This window comes from Acidisphaera sp. L21, assembly GCF_009765685.1.
Taxonomy (GTDB): Bacteria; Pseudomonadota; Alphaproteobacteria; order Acetobacterales; family Acetobacteraceae; genus LMUY01.
Genome location: NZ_LMUY01000052.1, coordinates 36,992 through 49,194, shown reverse-complemented (window position 1 = coordinate 49,194; position 12,203 = coordinate 36,992). Strand labels below are relative to the sequence as shown.

8 protein-coding genes are annotated in these 12,203 nt (G+C 66.7%); 4 read left to right on the top strand and 4 right to left on the bottom strand.

Going from position 1 to position 12,203, the window contains the following annotated elements:
* Positions 1-19: 19 nt before the first annotated feature.
* Positions 20-1,261 (bottom strand): MFS transporter, encoded by a 1,242-nt coding sequence (locus GSQ76_RS11355; protein ID WP_158744020.1) that lies wholly within the window; start codon positions 1,259-1,261, stop codon positions 20-22.
* 71 nt (positions 1,262-1,332) lie between these two features.
* On the opposite strand from GSQ76_RS11355, the gene GSQ76_RS11350 reads away from it, so the two are divergent.
* From GSQ76_RS11350 to GSQ76_RS11340, 3 genes are all read left to right on the top strand, one after another.
* The gene (locus tag GSQ76_RS11350; RefSeq protein WP_158744019.1) at positions 1,333-3,384 is read left to right on the top strand and encodes an NAD(+) synthase; all 2,052 of its coding nucleotides are present in this window, start codon (positions 1,333-1,335) and stop codon (positions 3,382-3,384) included.
* A 21-nt stretch (positions 3,385-3,405) separates the two neighbouring features.
* Positions 3,406-4,680 (top strand): CinA family nicotinamide mononucleotide deamidase-related protein, encoded by a 1,275-nt coding sequence (locus GSQ76_RS11345; protein WP_158744018.1) that lies wholly within the window; start codon positions 3,406-3,408, stop codon positions 4,678-4,680.
* 177 nt (positions 4,681-4,857) lie between these two features.
* On the top strand, positions 4,858-5,121 hold the full coding sequence (locus tag GSQ76_RS11340; protein ID WP_158744017.1) for a DUF1496 domain-containing protein: 264 nt from the start codon (positions 4,858-4,860) through the stop codon (positions 5,119-5,121).
* A gap of 59 nt (positions 5,122-5,180) precedes the next feature.
* Here GSQ76_RS11340 and GSQ76_RS11335 read toward each other — a convergent pair whose 3' ends face one another.
* Together GSQ76_RS11335 and GSQ76_RS11330 are read right to left on the bottom strand one after the other, a co-directional pair.
* Complete coding sequence (locus GSQ76_RS11335) at positions 5,181-6,506, bottom strand: MFS transporter (RefSeq protein WP_158744052.1); 1,326 nt, start codon at positions 6,504-6,506, stop codon at positions 5,181-5,183.
* Positions 6,507-6,645: 139 nt separating this feature from the next.
* A complete protein-coding gene (locus GSQ76_RS11330; RefSeq protein WP_158744016.1) occupies positions 6,646-7,887 on the bottom strand; it encodes an FAD-binding oxidoreductase in 1,242 nt (413 codons plus the stop codon).
* Positions 7,888-7,981: 94 nt separating this feature from the next.
* Here GSQ76_RS11330 and GSQ76_RS11325 point away from each other — a divergent pair, with 94 nt between their 5' ends.
* On the top strand, positions 7,982-8,464 hold the full coding sequence (locus GSQ76_RS11325; protein WP_254070361.1) for a MaoC family dehydratase: 483 nt from the start codon (positions 7,982-7,984) through the stop codon (positions 8,462-8,464).
* On the opposite strand, the gene putA is transcribed toward GSQ76_RS11325, so the two are convergent.
* A complete protein-coding gene (gene putA / locus GSQ76_RS11320; RefSeq protein ID WP_158744015.1) occupies positions 8,461-11,967 on the bottom strand; it encodes a trifunctional transcriptional regulator/proline dehydrogenase/L-glutamate gamma-semialdehyde dehydrogenase in 3,507 nt (1,168 codons plus the stop codon). The two genes, GSQ76_RS11325 and putA, sit on opposite strands and share 4 nt — an antisense overlap.
* Positions 11,968-12,203 lie beyond the last annotated feature (236 nt).

Sequence of the window (12,203 nt, the reverse complement as noted above, 5' to 3'; positions counted from 1 at the left end):
CACGAAGGGTTGCGGCGGCTTAGGCGCGCCGGGCCAGCACCACGGCCTGGATGGTTGCCATCACCACCAATTGGCCGGCGGCGAACAGGAACGGCACCCAGTATCCACCCGACGCCGTGACGAGAATGGAGAAGATGGACGGCCCGGACACGTAGCCCAGGAACGTCACCAGCACGCTGCTGGTGGTCGCCTCGGTAATCCGCTCGGCGGCGGACAGGCGCGCGACCTCGGCCATGTAGATGCCGTTCCAACTGGCGCCGAAGCACCCCGTGGCGGCAGCCAGCCCCGCGGCAACCCAAAAGGGCGGCAGGTCCGGCAGGCTAGCGAAGCACACGACCAGGCCAGCGGCGATGAAGGCCTGCACGGTTAGGTTATGCGCGGGTCGCCCGGTGCGATCGGCCAGCCAGCCGAGGCCGATGCGGGCAAACACCCCGGCGAACTGCATGCAAGCATAGACCATCCCGGCCGTCGCCAGCGGCAAATGCCGCGATGTCACCAGATAGGTGACCGAAAACGAGAATAGCGACCCCTGCACGATGGCGAACGAGAAGGCGAGCGCGGTCACCGATAGCAGCACCGGGTTCGCCTTCAGCAGCAGGAACGGCGCGGCGACGTTGCGCGGGTTGAACAGCACGCGCAGCCCGATTGGCCGGTCCGGCTCGCGCTCCGTGTCCAGCCGTTCGCGCGCCGGGTTGATGATGGCGGCTGCCGCCAGCCCGATCGCCATCGCCACCAGCAGCGCGGTCGGCCAACCCCAGGCCGCTGCCGCCGGCGCCAGGATCAGCCCGGCAAACGCCCCGCCGGCTGGTGCCCCCGCCTGTTTGATGGAGAAGATCAGCGTGCGATGCTGCGGCGGCGCGGTGGCGGCCAGGATGCGATTGCCCGCGGGTGGGGAGGGGCCGTAGCCGACCCCCATCAGCGTCGCTGCCACCACCAGCACCGGCCACCAGCTGCTGGACGCGATCAGCAGGCCTGTCACGGCCATGATCGCCCCGGTTTGCAGCATCCGCACCGGGCCCAGCCGCGCCAGCACCGGGCCGCCGAACATCAGGAACAGCACGGTCCCGAGGGAGTTCAGCGACGACAGATTGCCCACCCGCTCCGGCGCCAACCCAGCCCCGGCGGTCAGTAGCGGGGCGATGATGGGCAGGCTCTGGTCCAAAAACGACGCGACCGTCTGCATGCCTAGCGTGGTGGCTAGCGCCAGCACCCAGAGCGGCATGGCGCGTGGCGTGGTGGATTTGGCGGGAAGGGTCGACATATCGGCACCGTAGCCGCAGGCTAGGTGCCGGGTGAACCCGGGAAACCGCGGCCACCGATGCAGGAGCCCACATGAGTTCGACCTCGGATTTCCGTTCGCTCTACCGGCACGGCTTCGCGCGGGTGGCGTCCTGCACCACGCGCGTCGCCCTGGGCGACCCGGCGGCCAACGCCGCGACGATCCTGCGCATGGCGCAACGATGCCACGACGATGGCGTGGCGCTGGCGGTGTTTCCGGAATTGGGCATCTCCGGCTACTCCATCGGCGACCTACTCCAGCAGGACATTCTGCTGGACGCGGTGGAGCAGGCAGTGGTGGAAATCGTCCGCGCCTCCACCACGCTGCTGCCGATGCTGCTGGTCGGCGCCCCGGTGCGGCACCAGGCGCGGTTGTATAACGTGGCGCTGGCCATTCATCGCGGTCGCCTGCTGGGCGTCGTGCCCAAGACCTACCTGCCGAACTACCGGGAATTCTACGAGCGGCGGCATTTCGTTTCCGGCGCGGGCGTCGCGGGTCAAACCATCCGCATCGGCGCAATCGACGCACCCTTCGGCACGGATCTGCTGTTCGCCGCCGAAGACCTGCCGGACCTGGTCGTGCATGCCGAGATCTGTGAGGATTTCTGGGTCCCCGTACCCCCCAGTTCCGCCGCCGCACTGGCCGGTGCGCTGGTGCTGGCGAATTTGTCGGCCAGTAACATCACCATCGGCAAAGCCGACACGCGCCGCATGCTGTGCCAATCGCAGTCCGCCCGCTGCCTGTCCGCGTATCTGTATGCCGCCGCCGGCGCCGGGGAATCCACCACCGACGTCGCCTGGGACGGCCAGGCTGGCGTGTTCGAGAACGGTGCCACCCTGGCGGAAACGGAGCGTTTCCCCGAAGACGACCAATGCGCCATCGCCGATATCGACCTGGACATGCTGCGCCAGGAACGCATGCGCATGGGCACGTTCGACGACACCAGCCGGCTGGACGCGCCGCGCAACTGGCGCCGGGTGATGTTCCGGCTGGACGCGCCCACGGGCGATATCGGCCTGCGCCGCCGGTTGGAGCGGTTTCCCTTCGTCCCCGCCGACGCGCAGCGGCTGCAGCAAGATTGCTACGAAGCGTATAACATCCAGGTCTCGGGCCTGACGCAGCGCATCCGTGCCGCGAACATCAAGCGCGTGGTGATCGGCGTGTCCGGCGGGTTGGACTCCACGCAGGCTTTGATCGTCGCCGCGCGTGCGTTCGACCTGCTAAAGCGCCCCCGGACCGACATTCTCGCCTACACGATGCCGGGTTTCGCTACCAGCGACGTCACCAAAAGCAACGCCTGGGCGCTGATGCGGACCTTGGGCGTGGCACACGCCGAACTGGATATCCGTCCGGCCGCCCGGCAGATGCTAAAGGATATGGACCATCCATATTCCCGCGGCGAACCGGTGCACGACGTGACGTTCGAGAACGTGCAGGCCGGCTTGCGCACCGACTACCTCTTCCGCCTGGCCAACCAGCATGACGGCATTGTCATCGGCACCGGCGATCTGTCGGAACTGGCGCTGGGTTGGTGCACCTATGGCGTTGGCGACCAGATGTCGCACTACAACGTCAATGCCGGCATGCCGAAAACCATGATCCAGCATCTGATCCGCTGGATCGTCAGTTCGGAGCAATTCGCGCCCGAGGTGTCCGAAACGCTGCTGGCCATTCTAGGCACCGAAATCTCACCCGAACTGGTCCCTGCCGAGGCGGGCAAGCCGATTCAGAGCACGGAGGCGCTGATCGGCCCGTACGCACTACAGGATTTCAACCTGTTCCACGTCCTGCGCTATGGCATGCGCCCGTCCAAGATTGCGTTCCTGTCGCTGCACGCCTGGGCCGACACCGCGTCCGGCCAATGGCCGCCAGGGTTTCCCGAGGCGCAACGCATGGCGTATGACCTGCCGGAAATCCGCAAATGGCTCCGCGTGTTCCTGCAGCGCTTCTACGGATTCAGCCAGTTCAAGCGTTCCGCCATGCCGAACGGCCCGAAGATCTCCGCCGGCGGTGCGCTATCCCCCCGCGGTGACTGGCGCGCGCCATCCGATGGTAACGCCCGCATCTGGCTGGACGAATTGGACCGTAACGTCCCCGAAGCCTGACGATTAGGAAAATCCCAAGACATGGCCACCATGCGCATCGAGATCATCTGCACCGGCGACGAAGTGCTGACCGGCAAGATCACCAACACGAACTTCAGCTATATGAGCCAGAAGCTGGAAGATTTCGGCCTCTCCGTCCGCTGGGAGACCACCGTCGGCGATGACCGGGAGGACCTGCTCGCCGCCTTCCGTCAAGCCTCCACCCGCGCCGACGCCGTCATCGTCAACGGCGGCCTTGGCCCAACGGTGGATGATCTGTCGCAGGAAATCGCTGCCCAGGCCGCGGGGGTCGAACTGGTGCTGAACGAGGCATGGCTCGTCACCATGGAAAGCTTCTTCACCCGCCGCAGCCGCATCATGCCGCCGAACAACCGCAAACAGGCGATGCTTCCCGCCACGGCGGAGGTGCTGGACAACCCGATCGGCACAGCCTGCGGTTTTGCGCTGGACATTGGCCAGGCGCGCTTCTTCTTCACGCCCGGCGTGCCACGCGAATTGCGCCGCATGGTCGAGGAACAGATCATCCCCCGCCTACTGGCCCGCAGTGGTGAGCCGACGGCTATCTACCTGAAGCGCTTCCACTCCTACGGCTTAGGCGAATCCCACGTCGATGCACTGTTGGCCGGGGTGGAAAACCTGGTGCCGGATGGCAGCGTCAAGCTGGGCTTCCGCGCCCATTACCCGCAACTGGAAACCAAGCTCACCGTGCGCGGCGCCGACCGGACGGAGATCGATCGCAAGTTGGCCCCCGTGCAGGCGGAGGTGCGCAAGCGCCTGGGCAATTTCATCCTGGGCGAGGACGACCAAACTCTGGAAGGCGTGCTGGTCGCCGACCTGCTGCAACGCACCGGCACACTCGCGGTGGTGGAGACCTTCACCGGCGGGCAGGTCGCGGCGCGCATCGCCCCGTTGCCCGGCGGCGAAACCGTCTTTCGCAGCGGCATCGTTGCCCGCGACCTGGCCCAGATCGGCGCCACGCTCGGCCTCCCCACTCTGGCCTCGCCCGTCAGCACCGACATGGCGGAGGCGGTGGCGCAATCCGCCCGCGCGCAATCCGGCGCCACGCACGCCCTGGCCGTGCTGATCGACCTGGACGAGGGCGCCGACCGCATGGATCTCGGTGGCACCATCTGCCTCGGCATCGCCGATGCGGCGGGTGTCGTGTCCCGCCAATCCCGCATTCTCGGCGGCCGGGAATGGGTGCGGCTGGGCGCCGTGGAACTGGCCCTGGATTGCCTACGCCGGCACTTGCAGGGCCTGCCCGTCACCGAGAAGACCGACTTCGAAAAGAGCTGACCCGGCCGGCCCTCATTGCTTTGCCTTCACAAGCATCGGCGGCTGCAATAATCTGGCACCGTGTCGACCGATCATCAGCACACAAGGTGGTCTGATCCGGGATCGCACCGGGCGCAGTTGGGCAAACTGGCGGCTGCGCCGGCCGCCTCGGCGCGACGCACACGGAGGACTGCGCACATGAAGTTCCTAGCCACCCTGTTGATGGTTGTGCTGCCGGATGTGGCGCTTGCCCAGCAGGTGCCCACCGTGCCTGCGCCGCCACTACCGACCCTCCCCGGGCCGCCGCCGACACAGGCTCATCCGTTCGAACCGACAGTGTATTGCCTGTATAACGGCATTCCGTATTCGCGTGGCTCCCGCCTGTACCAGGGCGGATTCGCGATGTCCTGCGACTCAGTTCCCGCAGCGACAAACAGCCTGGTGTGGCAATTGGTGCGGTAAGCAAAGCGGCAAGCGCAGCCTCGACACTGCGGCACCGGGTGCTGCCAGCTAGGTGAATCCTACGTCGCGGCGGGGGCGCGGGGTTTGCGCAACAGCCGCGACGCGCTCATTAACGCAGCAATGACGGCGGCCATCGCGGCAAGCCCCAGGCAGGTCCGGGTGGCGCCGCTGCCGATAAAGCCGAAGATCAATGCGACCGACATCGCGCCCACCGTCTGCCCCAGCAGCCGCGTCATCGAGATCATGCCGCTGGCCCCGCCTGCGCGGGTACGGGGTGCGGCCAGCAGCATGGCGCGGTTGTTCGGCGGCTGCAGAAACCCGAACCCGGCGCCCGCCAGAACGATGCGCCAGATGATGTCGAGATTGCTCGGGTCTGGCGGCAGCAGCGTCAGCAGCAGGAACCCGATCGCATTCACCAGCATTCCCATGCTGGATAGCACGCCCGCGGAATAGCGATCCGACAACCGGCCTACCAGCGGCGCCACCAGCACGATCGCCAATGGCCATGGCGTGATCAGCAACCCCGTCGCGACGGCGGTGCGGTGAAACCCCTCCTGCAGCATGAATGGCATGGAGATGATGAACAGGTTCGAGCCGATGAAGCTCAAAAACCCCACCAGTACTGCGACCCGGAACTCTGGCAGGGCCAGCAAATCGATCGGAAACAAGGGGTCCGTCGTACCCAATTGCCGGCGCACCAGCAGCGCCAGGCTGATAACCCCGACCAGGAAGATCACCACCGTCGCGATGGCGTCGCTACCATGCGCCACGCGGTCGCCGCCAACGATGAGGGCGCCAAAGGCCAGTGCGTTCAGCCCGGCGCTTTGCGCGTCGAACGGTTTGTTGGTGCGTGGGGTCACCGGCAGCGACGTGCTGGCGAACGCCAATGCCGCCCCACCCAGCGGCAGGTTGATCAGGAACAGCCAGGGCCAATTCGCGACCGACAGCACCGCCGATGCCACCGTTGGCCCCAGTGCGGTGCCGAGCGCGATAATCATGGCGTTCAGCGCGATGCCTTTGCCCAACATGCGCGACGGATAGATGAACCGCAGCAGCGCCGCATTCACGCTCATGATGCAGGAACCGCCCAGCCCCTGGAACGCCCGCGCCGCCGCCAGCACCGGCAGATTGGTCGCCAGCGCGCAGGCCAACGAGGCGACGACGAACACCACCAGACCGATGCGGCACATGCGCGCGTAGCCAATCCGCTCCCCCAGCGAGGCCAGCGGCAGCAACGCGATGACGTTGGCAAGCTGGTAGGCGTTGATGACCCAGATGGAGTTGGAGGTGGTGGTGTGGATATCCGCCGCGATGCTGGGCAGCGCCACGTTGGCCACCGCGTAATCCAGCACCGACAGCAGGATCGACAGCCCCACCGCGAACATCGCGCGGGTCCGGGCGGGGCCCTGAAGACCATCGTGAACGGGTGGCGGAGTGGAATTGGTCACTGGAAACTGTTCACTGGCATGGAAGTCTTCCGAGGCGGCGCGCAGACCCGGTGATATATTAGAACCCGTTGCGGCACTAGGCGAAGCGGGTGATCCCGTAGGGCGCCATGTCGATCGGCGCCGGGCGATCCTGCACCAGGTCTGCCACCAGGCGCCCGGTCGTCGCCGCCTGCGTCAGGCCCAGATGGCCGTGGCCGAACGCGTAGACCACCCGGCGATGGGCCGCCGAGGCGCCGATCACTGGCAGGCTGTCCGGCGTGGTCGGGCGGTGCCCCGCCCAGTCCGTGCCGCCCTCGTTCCGCAGGCCGGGCAGATACAGCGTCGCCAGCGTCACCAGTGCGGCAGAGCGTTTGTAGTTGGCGACCGCATTCAACCCGCCGAACTCCGCCGCGCCGCCGATCCGCAGGCCGCAGCTCAATGGGGAGGCGACGAAGCTGCGCTCGGCAAAGATCAACTGCCGCCCGAGCGTGATGCCGGGCTGCGGGATGGTGCGGTTGTAGCCGCGCTCGCTCTCCAGCAGCACCTTGTCGCCAAGCTGCCGGGCGAGCGTGGCGGACCACGCCCCGGTGGCCACCACCAGCGCCTCCGCCACGAATATGCGGCCATCGGCGCAGCGTACCGACGGCTGGTCGCCGCCCACGACCGTCTGCACCGCACCCGTGACGATGGTGGCGCCTTGTGCCAGCAGCCACCCACGCAGCCCGTCCACGATGCGCTTCGGGTCGGTGACGTTGGACCATTGCGGGGCAAACACGCCGATCTGCGCGATTGGTCCCAGCGCCGGCTCCATCTCCAGCATCTCGGCGCGGGTCAGGGTTTGGGTGGCGACGCCATATGCCCGCTTGGCGGCCCATTCCCCGGCAGCCTGACGGAACCCGGCCTCGCTCTCGTAGATGCTGAGCGCGCCGCGCTGATGGATTTCGCCGGCCAGCCCGGTGGCCGCCAGCATCGGGTGAAGATCCTCGTACACCCGGCCATTCAGCGCCGCCAACGCCTGGGTGATCCGCGCCAGTTCAGACCCGCTGGCAGAGCGGATGAACCGCATGCCCCACCCCACCAGGCGTGGCGCATGCGCCGGCCGGATGGCAAGCGGCCCCAGCGGATCCAGCAGCCAGCGCGGGATCTTCCAACCCACACCGGGTGCGGCGGCGGGCACCACGTCGGTGACGGCGATCCCCCCGGCATTGCCGAATGACGCCTTGTCGCCCGCCGGGTCGCGGTCGACGATGGTGACCTGGGCGCCCTCGCGCAGCAGGTGATAGGCGATTGCCAGGCCGATCACCCCGGCCCCCACGACCAATACGGACTTCGCGGCCAAGGCGACCCTCCTTCGATGGATCGCGTATGGCGGGGTGGATGCCCGGCGTCAAACCGGTCTGCTAGACTGGCGTCAAACACAGGGAACGCCGCACGTGACCGCACCCTTCGACCCGGCGGAGCACCGCCGTTACGACACGCGCTGGTTCGAGGATTTCGCCCTTGGCGAGCGCTTCGTCATCCCCAGCCGCACCATGACGGAGGCGCTGTTCCTCGCCTTCCAGGCCGCCAGTGGCGACAACCACCCGGTGCATTACGACGTGGAATACTGCCGCCGCCACGGCATGCCGCACATGCTGGCCCACGGCTTCCAGGTGCTGATCCAGACCGCCGCCGGCGCCGGCACCTTCCCCTTCATGGTGGAGGGCAGCCTGGTCGCCTTCCTGGAGCAATCGTCGCAGTTCCGTGCCCCCGTCTTCGTCGGCGATACGCTGTATCCCACGCTGACGCTGGATGAACGAACCCCCAACCGCACCACCGGCGTCGTCGGCCTCGCCAGCACGGTGCACAACCAGAAGGGCGTGCTGGTGCTGGAGGGTCGGCAGCGCTACCTCGTTCGGCAGCGTCCGGCGGACTAGCCGATCATCATCAGGTTGGCATTGCCGCCCGCGGCCGTCGTGTTGGTGCTGACGCTGCGTTCCTGCACCAGCCATTCCAGCGGATAAGCGCCGTCTGGCCCTGCTACATGGATCTGCGCGATCGGGCCGGGGCGGCCTGCGACATCCCGCGCCAGGGCCAGCAACGTCGCCGCGTCCCCCTGGAAGAGAACCGCCTGGAAGTTCGCTGCCTGCCACTCTGCTTGCTCGACGACCCCCGCAACCGGCGAGCTCAGCAGACCCGGCGATACGACGGCGCGGTTGCCGGTGGCGCGCACGGCGTCGATTTGGCGCAACAACGCCTCCTGCGTGTCGGCGAGGCAAAGCACCGTGCCGCGTGGCTGCGTCCGATACAAATTGGCCTCGCCAACCGGGCCCGGCAGCATGTTTGCCACCTCAGACGGCACCCACCCGCCGGGCCGACCTGCCAGTAGCCGCCGGAGGTAGAGCGGGCCGCCCGCCTTCGGCCCGGTGCCGGACAGACCATGGCCGCCAAAAGGCTGCACCCCCACGACGGCGCCGATCAGGTTGCGGTTGACGTAGATATTGCCCGCAGTGGCCCGCGCCACCACACGCGCAATGGTCTCATCGATGCGGGTGTGGATGCCGAAGGTGAGGCCGTAGCCAGTGGCGTTGATGGCGTCGATCATCCCATCCAACCCATCGCGCCGGAATCGCAGCACATGCAGCACCGGGCCGAACACTTCTCGTTGCAACGTCGCCAGGCTGTCGAGTTCGATGATGGTCGGCGCGACGAACGTGCCGTACTCGCAACCCAGCGGCAGCGGCGCCTGGTGCACCGGCCGCCCGGCCGCCCGCATCGTGGCGATATGCGCCAGAATGCCGTTCCGCGCCTCTGCATCGATCACCGGGCCGATATCGGTGGACAGGCGGTCCGGATTGCCAACCGACAACTCCGCCAGCGCCCCTTTCAGCATCGCCAGCGTGCGATCGGCGATGTCGTCCTGCAGGCACAACACGCGCAGCGCGCTGCATCGCTGCCCGGCGCTGTCGAACGCGGACACCAACACGTCCGCCACCACCTGTTCCGCCAGAGCGGAGCTGTCGACGATCAACCCGTTCTGCCCGCCGGTTTCGGCGACCAGCGGCACCGGCGCGCCATTCGGGTTCAGCCGCAGCGCTAGCTGTTGCTGGATGTGCCGCGCCACGTCGGTAGACCCGGTGAACAGCACGCCGCGCACGCGGGCATCCGCCACCAGCGCCGCGCCGAGTTCGCCCTGGCCCGGCAGCAACTGCAACACATCGTTCGGCACCCCCGCCCCGTGCAACAGCGCGACCGCCTGGGCCGCGACCAGCGGCGTCTGCTCCGCCGGTTTGGCCAGGACGGTGTTGCCCGCCGCCAACGCCGCCGCCACCTGGCCGGTGAAGATCGCCAGCGGGAAATTCCACGGGCTGATGCAGACCACCGGCCCCAGCGCGCGATGGGTTGCATTGTCGAACCCGTCGCGAACTTGCGCGGCATAGTAGCGCAGGAAATCCACCGCCTCCCGCACCTCGGAAATGCCATTGGACAGGGACTTGCCGGCCTCCCGCGCCAACAGGCCGAGCAAGGAGGGCATTGCCGCCTGCATCGCGTCGGCAGCCCGCATCAGGATGGCGGCGCGCCGGTCCGGTGGCATGGTCTGCCACGCAGCCGCCGCGGCGGCGGCTCGCCCGATCGCGACCCATGCTTGCTGCGGCGTCACCTCCGCGACATAGCCGACCAGGTCGCGATGGTCTGCTGGGTTGCGGATTTCCGTCGAGGCATTGGGCCCGGCGGTCCACGGATGGCTGGCGGACTCCGACAGCGGTGCCACCAGCCGGCGCAGTTGATCCTCGTCCGTCAGATCCATCCCGGCTGAATTTGGCCGCTCCGGCATGAACAGATCGCGCGGCAGGCGAATTCGCGGATGCGGCGCCCCGACTGGGTGTGACGACGCCGCCAACGCCACGGGGTCGGCAGACAGTTCAGCCACTGAAAAGGACTGGTCCTGGATGCGGTTGACGAAGGAGGAGTTGGCGCCGTTTTCCAACAGTCGCCGTACCAAGTACGCCAGCAGCGTTTCATGCGTGCCAACAGGCGCATAGATGCGCGCCGGACGGTTCAGCCGATTATGCCCGACAACCTCGTCGTATAGCGGCTCACCCATGCCGTGCAGGCATTGGAATTCATAGTCACCCGGCGTGAATGCCTCGCCCGCCATGCTGTGGATCGCCGCGACGGTGTAGGCATTATGGGTTGCGAATTGCGGGAACACCGCATCGGGCGCCGCGAGTAATTTCTTGGCACAGGCCAAGTAAGATACATCCGTATGCAACTTGCGCGTGAAGACCGGAAAATCCGCCAGTCCGTCCAACTGCGCGCGCTTGATCTCGCTATCCCAATACGCGCCCTTCACCAGCCGGATCATCAGCCGATGCCCGCTGCGGCGCGCCAGGTCGATCACCCAGTCCAAGACGAAAGGCGCGCGCTTCTGATACGCCTGCACGACGAAGCCGATGCCGTTCCAGCCGGACAATTCCGGGTCCAGACACAATGCCTCCAGCAGATCCAGCGATGGTTCCAGCCGGTCCGCTTCCTCCGCATCGATGTTGAGGCCGATGTCGTTGCGCCGCGCCAGTAGGGTGAGCGCCTGCAGACGGGGCAGCAATTCCGTCATCACGCGATCGCGTTGTAACCGAGTGTACCGCGGGTGCAAGGCCGACAGCTTCACCGAAATCCCCGGTCCGTCATACACGCCGCGCCCGGCGGCTTCCTTGCCGATGGCGTGGATCGCGGCTTCGTAGTCGTGGTAGTATCGCGCCGCGTCCGCTGCGGTCGTCGCCGCCTCGCCCAACATGTCGTAGGAATACTGGTAGCCCTTCGCCTCCAACCGGCGGCTGTTTACCAGCGCCTCGTCGATGGTTTGGCCGGTAACGAATTGCTCCCCCATCATCCGCATCGCCATGTCCACGCCACGGCGGATCACCGGTTCGCCGCCGCGTGCGATCAGCCGGTTCAGCGCTGCGGCCAGCCCGGTTTCGTCGACCGAACCGACCAGCCGCCCCGTCACCACCAGCCCCCATGTCGCGGCGTTGACGAACAGGGAAGGGGATCGGCCGACATGCGCACGCCAGTCGCCATCGGCGATCTTATCCCGGATCAGCGCATCGCGGGTTGCCATGTCTGGGATGCGCAGCAATGCCTCGGCCAGGCACATCAGCGCGATGCCTTCCTGGCTGGAAAGATCGTATTCGCGCACCAGGCCTTGCACGGCGCCCTTGGTTCCCTTGCCGCGCAAGGCCTCGATCAATCGACGCGCGGTCGCCTGGGATTGTTGCACGACATTCGCAGGTTGTGTTGCGGCCGCAACAAGTGCGGCGACACATTCAGGTTCCGGCGCGCGAGTATGCGCAGTGATCGCGGCCCGTAATGGTGTCGGCGACACAATTTCGCCGGCAGATTGATCAAATAGACCTCGTTTTGCGCTTGCGGCTAGGGTCATGTCACCAATCTACCTTGTCGTAGCGGTTAAAACGAACGGTTTGCGTCTGGGTGGCAATCGTGAATGATTTCCGGTATCGGCTTAAGCATTAAGACTGGGATCGCCGTCATGTTGGAAACCTGTCCTTTCGAGCCACGCGCCACAAACGCGAAATTAGCCCGATCCCGTCCTTGGTGCGAGCGCACCGATCTGATTTCCCAGACAGCCCGCCCCACCGGGTTGAGCGGGGCGATCTG

Excerpts from the sequence above, each read along its gene's own strand:
- GSQ76_RS11350 (WP_158744019.1), top strand. The coding sequence starts at position 1,333 with ATGAGTTCGACCTCGGATTTCCGTTCGCTCTACCGGCACGGCTTCGCG.
- GSQ76_RS11345 (WP_158744018.1), top strand. The coding sequence starts at position 3,406 with ATGGCCACCATGCGCATCGAGATCATCTGCACCGGCGACGAAGTGCTG.
- GSQ76_RS11355 (WP_158744020.1), bottom strand. The coding sequence starts at position 1,261 with ATGTCGACCCTTCCCGCCAAATCCACCACGCCACGCGCCATGCCGCTC.
- putA (WP_158744015.1), bottom strand. The coding sequence starts at position 11,967 with ATGACCCTAGCCGCAAGCGCAAAACGAGGTCTATTTGATCAATCTGCC.
- GSQ76_RS11335 (WP_158744052.1), bottom strand. The coding sequence starts at position 6,506 with ATGTTCGCGGTGGGGCTGTCGATCCTGCTGTCGGTGCTGGATTACGCG.
- GSQ76_RS11340 (WP_158744017.1), top strand. The coding sequence starts at position 4,858 with ATGAAGTTCCTAGCCACCCTGTTGATGGTTGTGCTGCCGGATGTGGCG.